The organism is Nocardiopsis sp. NPDC006198, from assembly GCF_040613895.1.
Taxonomy (GTDB): domain Bacteria; phylum Actinomycetota; class Actinomycetes; order Streptosporangiales; family Streptosporangiaceae; genus Nocardiopsis; species Nocardiopsis tropica.
The window spans coordinates 1-18,780 of the sequence record NZ_JBEXSY010000051.1; the positions used below are offsets into that span (position 1 = coordinate 1).

An 18,780-nucleotide genomic window follows, 5' to 3' on the forward strand; every position below is an offset into this window, starting at 1 on the left:
CCGAAGGCTTCGCTTGTCTGTGGAGGCGGCACGCCTGGTGTTACCGGATCGGTGTTTTTGCCCCTGATCACACCGGTTACCAAACAGGCCCTAGCGTTCCCCGGGGCCCTCGTCGCGGCCGTCGTCGGAGGGGCCCTCCTCCTCACCGGGGTCCGCGTGGGCTCCGCCCGCCCCGCCGTCCCGCGTGTCCGCGTCCCGCTCCGCCAGCGCCGAGGCCGGGTCGCCGGGCGCCTCCCCCTCCCCGCGCTGGACGTCGTCGGGAAGGGAGCCGGACGCGGGCCCCCAGCACTCCACGTTCCGCAGGTCGGGCATCTTGGACAGCGTGAACTGCGGGTCGAGCCCGTTGCGCAGCTGGCGGCTGTAGTCGCCCAGCAGCCGGAAGGCGACGGCCGACAGCGGCGCCAGTGCCACGAGGTTGACGGTCGCCATGACGCCCATGGAGATGTCGGCGAGGTTCCACACCAGCGTCAGCGGCGCCACGGAGCCGATGAACACCGCGGCCAGCACCGCGTAGCGGAAGTAGGTCATGTGCTGCGGGTCGGCGTCCAGGAACCGGAGGTTGGACTCGCCGTAGTAGTAGTTGCCCAGCACGGAGGTGAAGGCCAGCAGGAACAGGATCACCGTGAGGGCGTGCACCGACCAGCTCCCCAGGGAGGACTGGAGCGCCCGCTGGGTGACCTCGGCCCCGGTCTCGGTGGTGAAGTCGGGGTTGTACACGAGGACGATGAACGCGGTCACCGAGCACACCAGCCAGGTGTCGAAGTACACGCCGAGGGTCTGCACGAGCCCCTGCTTGGCGGGGTGGGAGACCGACGCGGTGGCTCCGGCGTTGGGGGCGGACCCCAGGCCCGCCTCGTTGGAGAACATGCCCCGCCGCATGCCCTGCACGAGCGCCGCGCCCACGCCGCCGGCCGTGAACTCGCGCAGCCCGAACGCGGAGGCGAAGATGTCGCCGACGACCCGGGGCAGCTCGCCGATGTTGAGGACCACCACGGCCAGGCCGAGGAGGATGTAGAGGATCGCCATGAGGGGGACGAGCGCCTGGGCGACCGTCGCGATGCGCCGCACCCCGCCGAAGACGACGGCGGCGGTCAGCCCGACCAGCGCCAGCCCGACCAAGACGCTCAGGAACCAGCCGGTGGGTGCGCCCAGCTCCTGCACAGAGGTGGAGATGGCGCCCGTGATGCTGTTGGCCTGCACGGAGTTGAAGACGAGACTGAAGGTGACGGTGATGAGGACCGCGAAGAGGGCGCCCATCCATCTCTGGCCCAGCCCGTGCAGCATGTAGTACGCGGGTCCGCCCCGGAACCCCGTGCTGGTGCGCACCTTGTACAGCTGGGCCAGCGTCGACTCCACGAACGCCGCGGCCCCCAGCACGCAGGACATGGCCCACATCCAGAAGACCGCGCCCGGCCCGCCGAGCATGATCGCGGTGGCCACGCCGACGATGTTCCCCGTCCCCACCCGGGAGGCGGCGGAGATCGCGAAGGCCTGGAAGGACGAGATCTCCCTGCCACCGTCGGGCGCCGTCCCCGGGCTGCTCCGCAGCACCCGGAACATCTCGGGGAGCAGGCGCAGCTGCACGAAACCCGACCGCACCGTGAAGTAGACGGCGAGAACGACCAGGAGCGGGATGAGGAGGTAGCTCCAGAAGAAGTCGTTGACGGTGACGAGAAGGACGTTGAGGACGTTCACGCGTTCCCCTTCAGGCGGCGTGGTGGTCCCGAGTGCGACATCGGGGCTGTCCCGCAACTGTCCACGCCCCCTGCGGTTCCGGGCGATTCGGACACGCGAAGGGGCGGTAAAGGACCGTAATGGGTCACCACCCCCGGGCGGGCCCGTGGCCGCGCGGCGGCCCTCCCTCCGACCGCCCCGTCCCGGGGCTCGGACCCGCGCGGGGCGCCGCTGTCCGAGAGAGGTGTACAACCCCGGAAAAGGCTCGGGCCCGGCAGGAGATCCTGCCGGGCCCGGGTCCGTTCACACCCTAGTGCTGCGGGGCGGAGTCGTAGCGGTCGGTACGGGGACGGTCGCCCCGGTAGCCGCCGCCACCGCCGCTGCCGCCGCGGTAGCCGCCGCCACCGCCACTGCGGTCACCGCGGTAGCCGCCGCCGCTGCCGCCCCGGTAGCCGCCACCACCGCGGTTGTCACCGCGGTAGCCGCCCTCGGAGCGCGGTGCGTACTCGCGGCGCTCGCCGCCGCGGTAGCCGCCGCCCTCGCCGCGGGGGCGCTCGCCCTCACGGAAACCGCCGCCCTCGCCGCGGTCGGTGCGGGGACGGTCACCCTGGTAGCCGCCGCGGTAGCCGCCGCCACCGCCACTGCGGTCACCGCGGTAACCGCCGCCCCGGTAGCCGCCGCCACCGCCGCCGTAGCCTCCACGGCGGGGGCCGCCGCGTCCGCGGCGCTCGCGCACGGGCTCCGGCGGCTCGATCCACGGCTCCCAGGAGGGCTCCTTGGCCCCGGTCACCTCGGTGAGCAGCTCGTCGCCCGGGTTGACCAGGTGCTGCTTGGCGTCGACGCCGGCGTCGCTGAGCAGGCGGCGGGCCATGCGGCGCTGGTTGGGCGCGACCAGGGAGACGACCAGGCCGGAGGCGCCGGCGCGGGCCGTGCGGCCTCCGCGGTGCAGGTAGTCCTTGTGCCCGGTGGGCAGGTCGATGTTGACGACCATGTCGATGCCGTCGACGTGGATGCCGCGGGCGGCGACGTCGGTGGCGACCAGCGCCTGGATCTTGCCCTCGCGGAACTTGGCGAGGGTGCGGGTGCGCACGCTCTGCGTCTTGCCGCCGTGCAGGGACGCGCAGGGCACGCCCGCCGCCGCCAGCTGCTCGCTGATGGCGTCGGCGCGGTACTTGCTGCGCACGAACAGGATCGTGCGGCCGTCGCGCGCGGCGATCTGGGTGATGATCTTGTTCTTGTCACGGGGCAGCACCTTGAGCAGGTGGTGCTCCATGGCGGTGACCTGGGAGACCGGCGGGTCCACGGAGTGGGTCTGCGGGTCGTTCATGTACTTGCGGACCAGCTTGTCGACGTCGCCGTCGAGCGTGGCCGAGAACAGCAGCGTCTGGCCGTCGGGGCGCACCTGGTCGAGGAGCTCGCTGACCTGGGGCATGAAGCCCATGTCGCACATCTGGTCGGCCTCGTCCAGCACCGAGACCTCGACGTCGCTCAGGTCGCAGGCGCCCTGGTCGATGAGGTCGCTGAGGCGGCCCGGGGTGGCGACGAGGATCTCGACGCCGCGGCGCAGTTCGTTGATCTGGCGGGTGTAGGAGCTGCCGCCGACGACGTCGCCGACGCGCACGCCCACGATGCGGGAGTAGCCGCGAAGGGCGTCGCGCACCTGGTGGGCGAGTTCGCGCGTGGGCACCAGGATCAGGGCCCTGGGGCGGTTGGCGGCGGCGCGGCGCTCTGCGGCGCGCATCAGGACCGGCAGGCCGAAGGCCAGGGTCTTGCCCGATCCGGTACGACCGCAGCCGAGGACGTCGCGGCCCTCGATGGCGTCGGGAATGGTGGCGGCCTGGATCGGGAACGGGGTGGTCACACCGTTCTTGGCCAGCTCGTCGACGATGTCCTGGGGCAGACCCAGGGAGTCGAAAGCGGGCATTACGGCAGTGTCCGTCGTCAAGTGACGTGTACCTTCCTCATCGTTTGGCGGCGTTTCGAGGAAGGCTCCACACGGCCACAGCGGACCCAGCGAAGAAATCACACAAACGCGCCTGATCACACGCGGAAGCGGACCCCTTCGATTCTCGGGGCTCCTGTGCTCGGTGCATCCCACTGAGTGGATACGAGCAACTCTTCTGGCAAGAGTGGCGCCGACGGGGTCGACACGCTCTCCGCGTCTTGTGCGGCCTCGGCGCGCTCGGATGCGCGCGGCATTACTGGACGACCGCTTGCAGAAGCGTACTAGACATCGTCCGGAAACGGGGACGGGATGGGGGTTTTTCACCGGTGATACGGGTCTCCCCCATCCCTCCGGGGGCGGCGCGGCGCCGGCGCGGTGCGGCGCCGGGCCCGCCGGGTCAGCGGTTGTCGGCCGCCATCGTCCCGGCGAGGGCGGTCAGGCGGGCGACCTGCGCTCGGCGTTCGGCCGCGGCCTGCTCCTCGAGCGTGTTGCCCGCGGCCTGCTGGAGGAGGGCCTTGGTGGCGGCGGCCGCCTCGGCGTTCGTGGCGAGCAGCGCGGCGACGACGTCGTCCACGGCGCCGGGGAGTTCGTCGGCGGGCACGACCAGCTCGGCCAGTCCGAGCTCACGGGCCTCCTGGGCGCCGACGCGGCGGGCGGTCAGGCAGATCTCGACGGCGCGGTGGACGCCGACGATGTCCACGAGCGGCTTGGTCCCGGTGAGGTCGGGGACGAGGCCGAGCGCGGGCTCCTTCATGCAGAACTTGGCGTCGTCGGCGAGGATGCGCAGGTCGCAGGAGAGCGCCAGCTGGAAGCCGGCGCCGATGGCGTGGCCCCGGACCGCGGCGACGGTGACCAGGTCGGGACGGCGCAGCCAGAGGAAGCCCTCCTGGAGGCCGGCGATGTACTCCTCGACGTCGGCCCCGGTGGAGGAGCCGTCGAGGATGCCGCCGACCATGGAGCGCTCGCCGTCCACGCCCTCGGGGGTGAACATGCCGAGGTCGATCCCGGCCGAGAAGATGTCGCCCTCGCCGGCGATCACCACGATTCGGACATCGGCCGGGAGGGTGTGGCCGATGTGGGCCAACGTGGTCCAGGTGCGCCCGGTCATCGCGTTGCGCCGCTCGGGGCGGCTGATGGTGATGCGGGCGACCGGCCCCTCCACGGCCAGTCCGAGCCCGGCCCGGGTCAGCTCCGCTTCCGTGGGCAGCCGCCCGGGCCCGTTCGACGCCTGTGCCATGGGGTTCCTCCGTCGTGCTCGGTGTCACCCTCGATATTACCCATCGGTAACCACCGGTCGCGCGGGCGGGGCCTCAGGCCTTGCGGGTCGCCCCGCCCCGGCCGCGCAGCTCGGCCCCGGCCTCGCTGAGCAGCCGGTGGACGAAACCGTAGGAACGCCCGGTGGCGGCCGCCAACATGCGGATGCTCTCCCCCGAGTCGTAGCGCCGCTTGAGCTGGGCCGCGAGCTCGGAGCGGTCCGTTCCCGCCACGCGGGTGCCCTTCCTCAGCGCATCGTCCACAGTCCACTCCTCCGGGTCGTCCGGTCAACGCTTCTGGAATCCCTGCCATGATCCGGCATCGCGCTCACGCCCCGCCACATTCGCCGCGCGCCGCGCCGGGCGCCCCCTTCCCTGCCCGGGTTTCGGAGCGCCGCAAACGTCGTCCGAAAAGGACGGAGGTGAACCTCCCAGCATGCTGGGCGTCCACCTCCGCCGCCGGGGCCCTCACGGCCCCCGGCTCACGCCAGCGAGATCAGGTCCTCGAAATCGGCGTTCCACACGTCCTCGACGCCGTCGGGCAGCAGGATGACGCGCTCGGGCTGGAGGGCGTCGACCGCGCCCTCGTCGTGTGTCACCAGCACGATCGCGCCCTTGTAGTTGCGCAGGGCCGCCAGGATCTCCTCGCGGCTGGCCGGGTCCAGGTTGTTGGTGGGCTCGTCGAGCAGGAGCACGTTGGCGCTGGAGACGACCAGCGTGGCCAGGGCCAGCCTGGTCTTCTCGCCTCCGGAGAGCACGCCCGCCGGCTTGTCGACGTCGTCACCGGTGAACAGGAACGAGCCCAGCGTGCGGCGCGCCTCCACCTCCGGGAGCTCCGGGGCCGCGCTCATCATGTTCTCCAGCACGCTGCGGCCCACGTCCAGGGTCTCGTGCTCCTGGGCGTAGTAGCCGAGCTTGAGCCCGTGCCCCGGGACCACGGCCCCCCGGTCGGGCTCCTCGACTCCGCCGAGCAGCCGCAGCAGCGTGGTCTTGCCGGCGCCGTTGAGCCCCAGGATCACCACGCGGCTGCCCCGGTCGATCGCCAGGTCCACACCGGTGAAGATCTCCAGCGAGCCGTAGGACTTGGACAACCCCTCCGCCATCAGCGGCGTGCGGCCGCTGGGAGCCGGGTCGGGGAAGCGCAGCTTGGCGACCTTGTCGGACTTGCGGACGCCCTGCACGCCGTCGAGGAGCCGGTCGGCCCGGTTGAGCATCTGCTGGGCGGCGCGCGCCTTGGAGGCCTTGGCCCGGAACTTGTCCGCCTGCTTGCGCAGGGTGTCGGCCTGCTTCTCGGCGTTGGCCAGCTCGCGCCTGCGCCGCCGCTCGTCGGCCTCGCGCTGCTCCAGGTACAGCTTCCAGCCCATGTTGTAGATGTCGATGACGCTGCGGTTGGCGTCGAGGTAGAACACCTTGTTCACCACGTGCTCGACCAGGTCCACGTCGTGGCTGATCACGATGAGCCCGCCCTGGTGCGACTTGAGGAAGTCGCGCAGCCAGACGATGGAGTCGGCGTCCAGGTGGTTGGTGGGCTCGTCCAGCAGCAGCGTGTCCGCGCCGCTGAACAGGATCCGCGCCAGCTCGATACGGCGGCGCTGACCGCCGGAGAGGGTGTGCAGGGGCTGGGAGAGCACCTTGTCGGGCAGGCCCAGGCTGGAGGCGATGGCGGCGGCCTCGGACTCGGCGGCGTACCCGCCCAGCACGTGCAGGCGCTCCTCCCACCGGGAGTAGGCGCGCACACCCTTGTTCCGGGTCTTGGTGTCGGTGCTGGCCATCTTCTTCTCGGCCTCGCGCATACCGCGCAGGGCCTCGTCGATCCCGCGCGCGGACAGCACGCGGTCGCGGGCGATGACGTCGGGGTCGTCGGTGCGGGGGTCCTGCGGCAGGTAGCCGATGGTGCCGGAGGAGGTGACCGTGCCGCCGGTGGGCAGGCCCTCGCCCGCCAGCACCTTGGTCATGGTCGTCTTGCCCGCACCGTTGCGGCCGACCAGTCCGATCCGGTCCCCGGCGGCGACGCGGAAGGTGGTCGGCTCCAACAGGAGTCGAGGACCGACACGCAGTTCGAGGTCGGTGGCGATCAGCATGGTGGGGCTTCCTACGAGGTGGTGGGACGGTTCGGTACGGCCGGACGCGCACCCGCGGTGCACGGGAGCGGCGGCTCCTCCGCGTGGGTGGGGGGTGGTGGCCTTCGGGCCGACCGACCCAGCCTAACGGCACGGGCGGGGGGTGCGGCGATCCGTTTTCCGGGAGGCCCCCGGACACGGCCGCGCCCCCGCCACCCGGTCAACGGGTGCGGGGGCGCGCCGCATTCCCCGCGGCCGGGCGGCGCCGGTCACCCCGTCGCACGCCCCGCCGCTCCTGAGGGGCCCTATTCCTCCTCGGGAGCGGGGTGCGCGCCCTCGGGCTCCTTGTCCTTGGGGACCTTGGCCACGACGACCGCCGCCGCGACGGGCGGCTCCCCCCCGGTGCCCTCCGGGGACTCCTCGTCGGAGTCCCCGGGCTTGCCCGGCGGGCGGTTGCGCAGCAGGGCCGCCAGGACGGCGGCCACCGGCGTGGCCAGGAACATGCCGGGGACGCCCCCGACCACGGCGCCGACGGAGATCGCGATCAGCACGACGGGCGAGGGCAGGTCGAGCGAGGCCCCGTAGATGCGCGGCGCGAAGACGTTGCTCTCCAGCTGCTGCACGAGGATCACCGCGCCGACGACGACGAGCGCGACGATCCAGCCCTCGGTGACGAACGCGACCAGGGCGGCGAGCAGCCCGGTCAGGAAGGCGCCGATGATCGGCAGGAAGGCGCCGACGAAGGTCAGCACGATCAGCGGGATGGCCAGGTTGATGTCGATCAGGAAGACCAGGGCGATGCCGATGCCGACGGCGTCGAAGAAGCCGACCGCGGCCACACCGCGCACGTACCGTCCCATGACGCCGTAGGCGACGTCCCCCGCGTGGCGCAGGCCCGGACGGGACCGCGGCGGGAACAGGGTGAGGAACCAGTCCATGAGCTGGTCGCCCGAGTGCACGAAGTACACGGTCAGGGCGATGATCAGGACGATGCCGACGAGAACCGAGATGACGGCCGCGCCCGCGGTCCAGGCGCCGCTGAGCAGCTGGTCCTGGTTCTCGCTGATCATGGCCTGGATCTGCACCCAGGCGTCGTCGATCATGTCGGTGAACAGCGCCGGGTCGAGCCCGAAGGGCACCTGGATGTCCTGGAGTTCGCTGACCGCGCTGGTGACGCTGTCGACCAGGGGGCCGAACCCCTGCACGGCGGGCGTGACGATCATCGAGATGACGCCGCCGAACACGATGAGCCCGACGAGGATCGAGACCGTCGTCGACGTGCCCCGGCCCAGGCCCTTGCGGCGCAGCAGGTTGGCGAGCGGCATGAGCAGGGCGGTGATGAACACCGCGAGGATCATCGGCAGGGTGACGACCGACAGGTAGACGAGCCCGTAGAGGAGCAGCCCGGCGACGACACCGATGAGGAGGAAGCGCCAGGCGACGTCGCTGACCGACTTCAGGATGTCCCCCGCGCCCACGTCGTCCTGTTCGGCCGGCCCCTGGTCCGGGGACTGGGGTTCGGGCTCGGAGTGCTCCTTCTGAGCCTCCAACTGGGCGAGGCGCTCGGCTCGCGCCCTGCGGGCGGTGAGCCATTTGTTCAGGAGCGCCCACACTCCCGGCCGTTGGGCTTGCACATGGACTCCATTCTCGGGGTGCTGCGTGGTGCCCGCACGGGAGGCGACGGACACGCGGGGGCGGTACCGGGGGGATGCGCGGACGAGGGTCCTGGTTCTCCCGTGTCCGTCGGGAACTCAACGGCGTCAGAACTGCCAGGGTTCCCTGGGACGGCCACTGTGCACGATCTCGTTGCCGAACGGCGCGAGCGCCACGGGGATCATCTTCAGCGAGGCCCACGCCATCGGAATCCCGATGATAGTGACGGCGAGGCCGATCGCGGTGGCGATATGGCCGAGCGTCAGCCACCAGCCCGCGACGATCAGCCAGATGACGTTGAGGAAGGTGCTGCCGCCGCCCGACCCCTGCCTGCGCACCAGTTCGCGACCGAAGGGCCAGATCGCGTAGCTGGCCATGCGGAAGGAGGCGATCCCGAACGGGATGGTGACGATCAGGATGCAGCAGATGACTCCGGCGATCACGTAGCCGACTGCCAGCCAGAAGCCGGCGACGAAGAGCCAGATGACGTTCAGGATGAGCCGCAAGAGGGCCACGGTGTTTCGTCTCCTTCGATCGGGTCCCGGTCGCGGGTGCGCGACCTCCTGGGGGAAGAGTCCCCGCACCCGTTGCTTTCTACCGTCTGGGACGCCGCCGCACCACGAGCCGTTCCGGGCGGTTCCCCTGGTCCTTCCCCTAGGGGCAAGGGGGCGGGGCCGCGGGGCCTCCCGGCACGGGTGCGGGACGGCGCGTCGCGCGGGGGCGGGGAGGACCGGGGAAGGGGTCGACCCGGTTCACCGGGGGTCGCCGGCGGGCGTGGCGCCCCCCGGCTGGTGCGACGCAGCGTGAGGACATACGGTCACGCCATATCTCGGAGCTCCAAGCAGACCACAATGTGATCGGCGCATCAGGAGAACCCCCTAGGCAGGAGGGACATCACACCATACGATGTGCTGTGTCCTGCTTAAGACCGTAGATCTTGTGATTTACGACAAACTCGGACAAACGACCGAAGACCGGTCAGTAGACATCAGGTTTCGGTAACGGTTGGGCGAGTAATTTCCCCACCCCCCGTGCAGGATCGGGAGTGGGGATGGCATGATTACGTACCGGCTCGGACGGAGGCCGTCACCGCCTCCGCAGCCGTTCGCGTGAGAGCACTCCGTCAGCAGCACATCCTGCCGCGTGGTCTGTGCTTCTCGTGGTCTCAGCCACACCGGGGAACATCGTCTGCACCGTCCGGCGTTTGCGTCGTGCGGGGTGGCTCACGCCGCATGACCAATCTTTTGGTGACTGAAGCTTTTTCCGACAGCTTACTAGTGATTTCAGTAGAGGTGGTTCAAGCATGTCTCAGGTACGTCGGCAGGCCGCGCTGCGCCCCCGCCCGAGCTGGGGGTGGCAGGATGCCGCCGCGTGCCGGGGCGAGGACCTTGTGCTCTTCTTCGGCCCGGACGGCGAACGCCAGCCGGAGCGGGAGATCAGGGAGCGCAAGGCCAAGGAGATCTGTGCGGCCTGCCCTGTGCGAACCGACTGCCTGGACTACGCGATCTCGCGTCCGGAGAAGTACGGTACCTGGGGCGGTCTGAACGAGGACGAGCGCGCCTCCGAGCGCCGTCGCCGTATGCGCCGCGCCAACGCTGCCTGACCGAGGTCCACGGACCACGGCACAGCGGATCTCCCCCGGTGGCCCCGGCCCCCGATCAACCCGCGGCGCCCCGACGAGCAACGTCGAGGGCGCCGCGGGTTTTCTCGTGCCCGGCGGGGACGCGGTCCGCGGGCCGGAGCCGCGGCCGGGTCACCCCTCCCGGCCCCCGAGATGGCGGTCGAACCAGCCCAGGGCCTCCACCGCGACCTGTCTCCACTCCTGCGCGCCGGGGAGCAGCTGTTCGACGCCCGGCACGACCCGCAGGTCGGTCGTCCCGCCCATCCGGCCCCGGGCCCACTCCCCCAGTTCGCGGACGAAGGAGTCCCCGCTCTCCAGCAGGACCAGGACCGGGGCCAGCACGTCCGACAGGCGCGGCTCGGCCAGGTCGATCCGCCCGCCGTGGACCACCACGGCGGCCACCTCCCGGGGGCGCTCCGCCGCGGTGACCAGCGCCGCCGGCGCCGCGCTCCCCGACCCCAGCACGCCCAGGGGCCGGTCCGCCGCGTCGGTCGCGCTGCGGAGCCAGCCGACGGCCGCGCCCAGCCGCTCGCCCAGCGCACCGGCGTCGGCGTCCGCCGGACCCGACGCCTGCTCCTCCGCGGTCAGCAGGTCCAGGACCAGGGTCGCGTACCCGGCCCGCTGCAGGGCCGACGAGACCACCCTCCGGCGCGGGTCCGACCTCCCCTCCCCCGCGGCCAGGACCACCGCGCCGCGCAGGGCGGGGGGCACGGTGAGATCGCCGTCGAGGTAGACCCGGCCGGCGCGCAGCCGCACGCCGCGGGCCTCCTCCCCCGGGGGACGGACACGGCCGTGCTCGTCGAGGATCGCGGTGACGTTCCCGTCGGAGAGCTGGCCGAAGTCGCGGTACCACTCGCCCACCGAGTGGAAGTTGTCCGGCGCGCCGAGCACGACCATCTCGTCGACGTCCTCCCGCAGCGCCTCGACCGCCTCGGGCGCCGCGACCGGCACGGCCAGGATCAGCCGGGACGGCCCGGCCCGGCGCACCATCCGCAGCGCGGCGCGGGCGGTGCCGCCCGTCGCGACCCCGTCGTCCACGACCACGCAGTCGCGCCCGGCGATGCGCGGCGCCGAGCGCTCGCCCCGGTAGACCCGGCGGCGGCGGTCGAGCTCGTCGCGCTCGGCCGCGACGGTCTCGGAGAGGGCCTGGCGGGGCACCCGCATCCGCGCCAGGGCGCGGTCGTCGAAGAACACCTGCCCGTTCTCGGCGATGGCCCCCACCCCCGTCTCCGGCCGGCCGGGCAGCCCGATCTTGCGGACCATGAGAACGTCGAAGTCGGCGTCGAGCCGCCGGGCGAGCTCCGCCCCGACCGGGACCCCGCCGCGCGGCAGGGCCAGGACGAGGGGGTCGTCGACCACGAGGGGGCGCACCCGCTCTGCGAGGCGGCGCCCCGCCTCGGACCGGTCGGCGAAGGGCAGTGAAACGGGAACCGGGTTCATGTCCTCACCGGCACCGGGACCGGGGCCCCGGCACCGCTCCTCTCGGCTGTGTGGATGAGCCGCTGGAAAGTGCTACCGGCATACCCCCCGACCCCGCGGTCCCAACCCCGGCACCGGGCAAAAACCGTATGGCTCAGGTCCGCCGGAACCCGCTCCTGAGCACCCCCATCAGCAGCTCGTCGTGGCGGCGCCCCTCCCAGAGCAGCGAGTCGCGCATCCGCCCCTCGACGGAGAAGCCGCAGGAGCGGTAGACGGCGATGGCACGCATGTTGAAGGCGTAGACGTGGAGCCACACCCGGTGCAGCCCGATGCGCTCGAAGGCGTACTCCAGGACGAGCTGTGTGGCCTCCCGGCCCAGGCCCTGGCCGGTGAACTCGATGGCGGACAGGGCGATGCGGTAGCCGGCGCTCTCGTTCTCCGCGGCCACGGCGTAGACGGACAGCTCTCCCAGGTAGCGCCCGTCCCCGGGCGCGAGGATGGCCAGGTCCAGCCGGTCGGTGCTGCCCGCCCGGGTCGCACACCACTCCCTGGCCTCCGCGTAGGTGAGGTGGCGGTGGGTGCCGGTGAGTCTGCGGACCTCCTCGTCGAGGCCTGCGGTGAAGTAGGCGTCGGTGTGCTCCGGCCCCAGGGGCACCAGATGGACGCGTTCCCCGGTGAGAGTGGGTTTTTCTCGCAGCGCGCTCGTGTTGATCATGGGATCTTCCGGTTCCGTCCGGGCCCGCGTGTGGCGGTTCCCGGCGTGGGGGAGACGGCGGACGGCAGGCTGGGGCCCCGCGCGGGAGCGGGCCCCGGGGCGGGCCGGGTCAGGGCCCCGGGTCTCGGGGTGGCCGAGCGGTCCGGGTCGGAAGCCTCTCGGATACGGAGCGGACCCCCTATGTAAATCGGGTCCGCGTCCTATGGCAAGCCCGCCCGACGCGGTGGCCGAAAACGTCTGTCGTCCCATGAGCGGACTGGATAGCATCTGCGCGCACGGAACCGTCCACGTGGGAGCCGCCTTGAGCACGTCCGCCGAGAAGACCGCAGCACCGCCCCCGGAGGCCCGCCGGGCCCGGGTCGCGGTCTCCACCCTCTTCTTCGTCAACGGATTCACCTATACCAACGCGGTGCCGTGGCTGCCGGTGATCAAGGACCGGCTGGAGCTGAGCAACGCCGAACTGGGCCTGGCGATCGCGGCCATGCCCACCGGGGCGATCCTCACCGGCATGCTGGCGGGGCCGCTGATCCACTGGTTCGGCAGCGGCCGGGCGGCCGTCGGGACCAGCCTGGTCTCCCTGGGAGCGCTTCCATTCATCGCCCTGGCGCAGAACTGGTGGATGCTGGCGGCCGCGCTCTTCGTCCTGGGCAGCGCGGACGCCTGGACCGACTCCGCGCAGAACTCGCACGGGCTGCGCGTCCAGCGGCGCTACCGGCGCAGCATCATCAACACCTTCCACGCGGTGTGGAGCCTGGCGGCGGTCGCGGGAGGACTGCTGGGCGCGGCGATGGCCGGACTCGGGGTGCCGCTCCTGTGGCACCTCGGCGCCGTGTCCGCCGTGCTGCTGGTGGTGAACCTCGTGGTGAGCCAGATGCTGCTGCCCGGACCGGACAGCAGTGAGCGCGAGGACGGGACCGGCGGCGAGGACGGGCGCCGGCTGCGCGTCCCCGGCCGCGCGCTGGCCCTCCTGGTCGGGCTCGGCGTGCTGCTGATGTTCGCCGGGGGCATCGAGGACTCGGCCGCGTCCTGGGGCGCGGTGTACATGACCTCGGAGCTGGACGCGTCGCTGTTCCTCGCCGCACTGCCGTTCGTGGCCTGCCAGGCGATGATGACGCTGGGAAGGCTCGCCGGCGACCGGGTGACCGACCGGTTCGGCGCGGTGGCGGTGGGACGCGCCAGCGGGCTGCTTGCGGGTGGAGGGATCGCGTTCGCCCTGCTCCTCCCCCACCCCGTGACCACCGTGATCGGTTTCGGCGTGATGGGCCTGGGCGTGGCCACGCTGTTCCCGCTCACCCTGGCCGCGGCCGGGAACGTGCCGGGGGTGCGCACCGGCGACGGCGTGACCGTCGTCGGCTGGCTGGGACGCGCGGGGTTCCTCGGGTTCCCGCCCCTGATCGGCCTCCTGGCCGACTCGTTCAGCCTGGGAGCGGCCCTGTGGGTGATCTCCGGTGCGGGCGTCACCGCGTTCCTGCTGGCGGCGGCACTGCGTCCGCGCGGGTGAGCGAGCCGTGTGCCGGGGCGGGGAGCGCCCCCGCCCCGGCACACGGGCAGGGCCCCCGGTCGTGGGACACGACCGGGGGCCCTGGTGCGTCCACGGTCGGGACCGTGGGACGCGGGTACCTCTAAGCGACCGGGGACGGGCGCCGCGCACCGGCCCACAGGGCCAGAACGCCGATGCCCGTCACGACGGCGCCACCGAGCACGAAGCCCTGCATGTCGACGCCGGTCTGGGCGAGGGTCTCGTCGGCGCCGCTGTTGACGGGAGCCGGGGCCTCGGGCGTGGTGGTACCACCGGGGGTGGTGCCGCCGGGGGCCTGGCTCTCGTCGCCGTCGTCGTCACCGGGGTCGGTGCCCTCGCCCGGGTCCGGGTCGGGGCCCGGGTCGGGGTCGGGATCCGGGTCCGGGTCGGGATCCGGGTCAGGATCCGGGTCCGGATCGGGGTCAGGATCCGGGTCGGGGTCGGGATCCGGGTCGGGGTCCGGGTCCGGGTCCGGGTCCGGGTCGGGTCCGGGCGTCTCACCGTCTCCGGGGTCCTCGCCGTCACCCGGGTCACCGGGGTCCGGGTCGACCGGCGGGTCGGGGTTGCCCGGGTTCTCACCATCGCCCGGGTTCTCCGGGGAAGGGGGGAAGTCGGCCGGGAACAGGTCCGGCACAGTGATCGGCGCGTCCTCCAGGACGACCTCGTCGAGGACGGGGAGGACAGGGGACTCGACCGTTGCCTCGGTCACCGCGGGGGCGACGTCGGGGGTGGTCTCGTCACCGGTCACGGCGAACGCCGGGCTGACGGAGAAACCGGCCATGAACAGACCGGCCGCAGTCACGGTCAGAACGCGCTTCTTGGGGGACATCCCACTCCTTTCTCTTCTCTGCGAGTGATCTGCTCAGGGGGAGAGATCTACTCAGGGGGGATGGCATAGAGGTGGTCGTCGTGGACCACCACGGCCCGCTCACCGAGCAGGCCGTTGGGCTGGACCGAGCCTTCGGGGGCCTCGGACGGCTCTCCGGAGGCGTCGACGGCGACGAGTGAGCCGTCGAGCCGGCCGAAGACCCGTGCGCCGACCGCGATCTCGGGGATGAAACCGGGGACCACCGCGGACTCGCCGGTCGCCGGGTCCAGGACCATGGGCCCGTAGGCGACCACGTCGGTCCCGACGGGGCCGGAGCGGTGGCGGACGTCCTCCAGGAGGGCGGGGTCGACGGCAGCGGTACCGATCACGCTGCCGTCCTCGCTGTCGTGGAAGGCCAGGATCGTCTCGTCGCCCTCGCGGGGCTCCCAGCGCACGATGACGTAGTCGCGCAGGGCGGTGACGACCGACTCCATCTCACCGGCCTCGTCCGGGCGCTCGGCGTTGACCTCGACCGGGTCGCCGTCCGGGGAGACCCACGTCCAGGGCCCGCTGAGGACGGCGGCGAGGACGTTCTCCCCCTCGGCCAGCATCGGGGCTGCGCTCCCGGGGACCTCCACGGGCTCCAGCGCGTCCGCGACCGGGACGTAGGCCTCCTCCTCGCTGCGCACGAGCACCGAACTGCCCACGTACTGGGCGGAGGCGTTCTCCGGGATCGGGATGTCGACGGGCTCCCCGCCGTCCGCGGGCCAGAACCAGAGGGTTCCCGCCGTCTCCGCCACGATCGCGGGCCCGCCCCCGTACTCCACGAACCTGGGCGAGCCCAGGAGTTCGCCGGAGCCCATCGGCAGGTCGGCCGCCCAGAGGCGTGAGCCGTCGGCGTCGAACAGGTTGAGCCGGTCCTCGGGGTCGACGTAGGCGAGGAGCTCGCCGTCGCGGCTGACCCCGGGCTGGCTCCCCGTGGCGAGCGCCTCGCTGAAGTCGACGGTCTCGGAGAAGTGGGGCGGCGCGGGGTGGTTGAGGGTGACGTCGTCGGCCGCCTGCTCCGCGGGGTCGGCGCCGCCACTCGGGAGGAAGCGCGTCACGACCACGCCCGCGCCCACGAGCAGGACGAGGGCCAGGGCCGCGGCCCCGGCGATGACCAGGCCGCGCCTGCGCCCGGAGCCCGCGGGCCGGGCCGGGCTCGCGGAAGGCGTGGGAGTCGTGGGGGCCGCGGGCGGGGGCGGGACCGGGGCGGCGACGGGCGCGGGAGGCTCGGCGGCCTGGACCACCCCGTCGGGCGTGGCGACGAGGCGCCAGACGCCGTTGGCGTCACGGGCGTCGACCAGGACCGGCTGCCCGATTCTGGCGGCATAGCCGGTGGCGACGTCCAGGGCCGCGCGCCGGGTCTCCTTCGGGGCGCGGCCGGTGACGACCTGGCGCTGCCCCTCGATGACGATCTCGGCGCTGTGTTCGTCGGGCGCGATGACGATGACGGCGGTGGGCCGGGACTGCCCCGGTCGGGACGCCCGGCTCATGGTGCCTCCGAAGGCATGGGAAACGTGGACCTGTTCGTGTACGGGTTACGGGAGACCTCGGTCAGCGGTGACGGTAGGTCGCGGCCTGGGTGGTCACCAAGCGGTGGTGCCGGCACACGCGTAGTCGATGCTGCTGGAGATGATACTGATGGTCGTCCTCCGGACCTATTCCGGCCATGGGCCGGTGGACCCGGTATCCGCTGCGAAACTTCCGACAGTGTTTCCGTTGTCCCTCCCCCGACCTGCAAGATCACCCCGGCACGGGATGCGGACCGGACTTTCCGCGCTGTCCCGCCCCTGTTGTGGACCCTCCGACCCGTCGTGAGGTTCACACCGAAAATGGCCGGATCCGGCCAGGGTCCCGCGGTTCGATCCGCCCCGGAACGCGCACGGCCCCCGGCCGACCACGGCCGGCGCGGTTCCGGGACCGCGCGTCGGCCCCGCCGGGGCGGTGTACCGGTCAACCGGGGAGCCTGAAGAGCCTGATGTACTCCTGGGGCCGGTTCCGCTGGTCGGCGGCCGCGGTGGCGGCCGTTCCCCCCGGTTCGCCCACGAGGTGGACGGGGACGCCCGGGACCGCCGCGAAGGACACCGGGACACTGGAGAAGCCCGCGCACACGCACCGGACGCTGTGCGGCCCCGGGGGAAGGCCCACGACGAGGCTCTCCCCAGGAGCCACCGTCCCCACCCTGTCGCCGTCCACGTGGACCCGATAGTCGACGAGCATGTCCCGCATGCCCGCATGCGGCCGGTGGACCACCACCGGCACCCACCCCCGCGGCACCTGTCCCGGGCTGCGCAGGCCGATCACCTTCGGCCCGGTGAGCACCGGTTCCGCCGCGGCCTCCAGCCGCGCCGCACGCTCCCTCCTCAGGTGGACCCAGGCCAGGACGGCGGACCCGCAGGAGACCGCCAGCAGGGGCATCATCGTCCAGGCGGAGTTGAAGACGACGAACGCCAGGGCGAGCAGGGTGAGGGGGACGGAGGAGACGAGGTTGAACCGGGTCGTCACGGAGAAGAAATGCTCTCCCTCCGCCCAGCGGATCCTCTCCGAGGACGTCATCTCCGTGTGGGCGACCGTCGTGCAGCAGGCGGCGGCCCACCCGAGGAACAGGGCGAGGAAGATCCCGGCCGCCACCGGCACGGGGTTCCCCGTGAACCGCACCACCGGGAGGATCACGAAGCAGGCCAGAGGGCCTGCGCTCGCACAGGCGGCGAGCAGGGGCGACGCCCTCATCCGCCGTACCCCCGCTCAGGGGCGGCGACACGGGGCCGGGGGCCGGCGGGGGACGGGGGGACGGTCATGGGGGTGACCTCTCGTGGTGCGGCGTCCGGACCCGGGGCCGCGGGGCCGCGGCCCTCCTCCCGGACGGTTTCAGCGACGGTACCGGGGCGGAGCGACCTTCGGCGAGTCGGCGGGCCTCAGCGGCCGTTGCCCTCCGCGATCGTGTCGATGACCGCCTGCTCACGCCGCTGGACGAGGCGGTCCGCCCGCTCGAACCGGCGGTTCGCGAGCTCGGCCCTGGCCGCGGCGGTGCGGACGGTCGGCCACATGGCGTCGATCTCGGAGTTGAACGAGGACCCGACCAGGACGGCGACGGCCATCACGTACAGCCAGGCCAGGATGGCGATCGGCGCCGCCAGCGAACCGTAGATGCTCACCTGGCCCAGGGAGGCGTCCAGATAGGCGCGCAGGGCGGCCGACCCGCCGATCAGCACCAGCGTGGCCAGCAGCGCGCCGGGCAGGTGGCGCCACAGCGGGGTGCGCACCGGCACGCTCAGCGCGTACAGCAGCGTGACCGCCGCGATGGCGAGCAGCACCACGGTCGGCCAGTAGAGGAGGTTGAGGCGCCCCACGGTGATGGGCAGGAGCGCGTGCACGATGTCGGGCCCGGCCACCAGGACCGGCAGGACCAGGACCGCGAACAGCAGCCCCCCGAGGTAGGCGACGAACGCGAGGACCCTCTGGCGTATCCAGCCCCGCAGCTCGTCCAGCCCGTAGGAGATGGTGATGGAGCGGATGAAGACGTTCATCGCCCGCGACCCCGACCACAGCGACACCGCGAACGTCACCGAGAGGAGCCCGCCCTGGGCGCCGCCGAGGAAGTCGTCGACGAGCGGCCTGACGACGCTGTCCACCGTGCCCGGGGTGAGCACACGCGCGGCCAGGTCCAGGATCCAGACCCGGATCTCCTCCACGATGTCGTCGCCCAGCACGGCGGCCAGCGGCCCCAGCGCCCCCAGCAGGCACAGCAGCAGCGCGGGCAGCGAGATGAGGGTGAAGAACGCCGACTCGGCCGCGAGGCCGACCACCCGGTCCCGGGCGAACGCCCGCACGGTGCGCAGGACGAGCAGCATTCCGCCGTGCGCGCGGGGGTGCCGTCTCAGCCATGCGTCGACGGCGTGCCACAGCGCCTCCCAGAGTCCCACCACGGGGAGAACGTTAGCGGGCACAGGCCCCAACGGGCGACGCGGTGAGTGACGTGACTCACGTCGGGGGCCTTTCGGCGCGTCTGGACAAAGTCCGGAAGCCCGTGACATTCTCATTGCATGATCGCTGCCCTGGACCCCATGCTCT

15 protein-coding genes are annotated in these 18,780 nt (G+C 72.3%); 2 read left to right on the forward strand and 13 right to left on the reverse strand.

Annotated features, from left to right (window positions below):
* Positions 1-90 precede the first annotated feature (90 nt).
* The 7 genes from ABZ234_RS25950 to ABZ234_RS25980 form a co-directional block, all read right to left on the reverse strand.
* Entirely contained in the window at positions 91-1,695 is a 1,605-nt protein-coding gene (locus ABZ234_RS25950; protein WP_355013768.1) for an amino acid carrier protein, read from the reverse strand.
* A gap of 289 nt (positions 1,696-1,984) precedes the next feature.
* Positions 1,985-3,598 carry a DEAD/DEAH box helicase gene (locus ABZ234_RS25955; RefSeq protein ID WP_355013769.1) on the reverse strand — a complete coding sequence of 538 codons (1,614 nt, stop codon included), beginning with the start codon at positions 3,596-3,598 and terminating at the stop codon, positions 1,985-1,987.
* A 418-nt stretch (positions 3,599-4,016) separates the two neighbouring features.
* Positions 4,017-4,856, reverse strand: a complete 840-nt coding sequence (locus ABZ234_RS25960; RefSeq protein WP_344181663.1) for an enoyl-CoA hydratase/isomerase family protein — start codon at positions 4,854-4,856, stop codon at positions 4,017-4,019.
* A 73-nt stretch (positions 4,857-4,929) separates the two neighbouring features.
* A complete protein-coding gene (locus ABZ234_RS25965) occupies positions 4,930-5,136 on the reverse strand; it encodes a helix-turn-helix domain-containing protein (protein ID WP_267949208.1) in 207 nt (68 codons plus the stop codon).
* 218 nt (positions 5,137-5,354) lie between these two features.
* Positions 5,355-6,953 carry an ABC-F family ATP-binding cassette domain-containing protein gene (locus ABZ234_RS25970; protein ID WP_267949207.1) on the reverse strand — a complete coding sequence of 533 codons (1,599 nt, stop codon included), beginning with the start codon at positions 6,951-6,953 and terminating at the stop codon, positions 5,355-5,357.
* Between the two features lie 284 nt (positions 6,954-7,237).
* Positions 7,238-8,566, reverse strand: a complete 1,329-nt coding sequence (locus ABZ234_RS25975; protein WP_355013770.1) for an AI-2E family transporter — start codon at positions 8,564-8,566, stop codon at positions 7,238-7,240.
* Between the two features lie 126 nt (positions 8,567-8,692).
* Complete coding sequence (locus ABZ234_RS25980; protein ID WP_267949205.1) at positions 8,693-9,100, reverse strand: YccF domain-containing protein; 408 nt, start codon at positions 9,098-9,100, stop codon at positions 8,693-8,695.
* 788 nt (positions 9,101-9,888) lie between these two features.
* On the opposite strand from ABZ234_RS25980, the gene ABZ234_RS25985 reads away from it, so the two are divergent.
* A complete protein-coding gene (locus ABZ234_RS25985) occupies positions 9,889-10,188 on the forward strand; it encodes a WhiB family transcriptional regulator (protein ID WP_017588640.1) in 300 nt (99 codons plus the stop codon).
* Positions 10,189-10,338: 150 nt separating this feature from the next.
* Here ABZ234_RS25985 and ABZ234_RS25990 read toward each other — a convergent pair whose 3' ends face one another.
* Positions 10,339-11,646, reverse strand: a complete 1,308-nt coding sequence (locus tag ABZ234_RS25990) for a phosphoribosyltransferase family protein (RefSeq protein ID WP_355013771.1) — start codon at positions 11,644-11,646, stop codon at positions 10,339-10,341.
* 133 nt (positions 11,647-11,779) lie between these two features.
* Positions 11,780-12,340, reverse strand: coding sequence for a GNAT family protein (locus tag ABZ234_RS25995; RefSeq protein ID WP_344181669.1), 561 nt, complete (start codon positions 12,338-12,340; stop codon positions 11,780-11,782).
* A 301-nt stretch (positions 12,341-12,641) separates the two neighbouring features.
* On the opposite strand from ABZ234_RS25995, the gene ABZ234_RS26000 reads away from it, so the two are divergent.
* The gene (locus tag ABZ234_RS26000) at positions 12,642-13,841 is read left to right on the forward strand and encodes an MFS transporter (protein ID WP_355013783.1); all 1,200 of its coding nucleotides are present in this window, start codon (positions 12,642-12,644) and stop codon (positions 13,839-13,841) included.
* A gap of 121 nt (positions 13,842-13,962) precedes the next feature.
* Here ABZ234_RS26000 and ABZ234_RS26005 read toward each other — a convergent pair whose 3' ends face one another.
* The 4 genes from ABZ234_RS26005 to ABZ234_RS26020 form a co-directional block, all read right to left on the reverse strand.
* A complete protein-coding gene (locus ABZ234_RS26005) occupies positions 13,963-14,688 on the reverse strand; it encodes a DNA primase (RefSeq protein WP_267949202.1) in 726 nt (241 codons plus the stop codon).
* Between the two features lie 47 nt (positions 14,689-14,735).
* Complete coding sequence (locus ABZ234_RS26010; protein WP_355013772.1) at positions 14,736-16,202, reverse strand: hypothetical protein; 1,467 nt, start codon at positions 16,200-16,202, stop codon at positions 14,736-14,738.
* A 460-nt stretch (positions 16,203-16,662) separates the two neighbouring features.
* Entirely contained in the window at positions 16,663-17,439 is a 777-nt protein-coding gene (locus ABZ234_RS26015; RefSeq protein ID WP_355013773.1) for a hypothetical protein, read from the reverse strand.
* A gap of 185 nt (positions 17,440-17,624) precedes the next feature.
* A complete protein-coding gene (locus ABZ234_RS26020; protein ID WP_355013774.1) occupies positions 17,625-18,635 on the reverse strand; it encodes a YihY/virulence factor BrkB family protein in 1,011 nt (336 codons plus the stop codon).
* Positions 18,636-18,780: the final 145 nt, after the last annotated feature.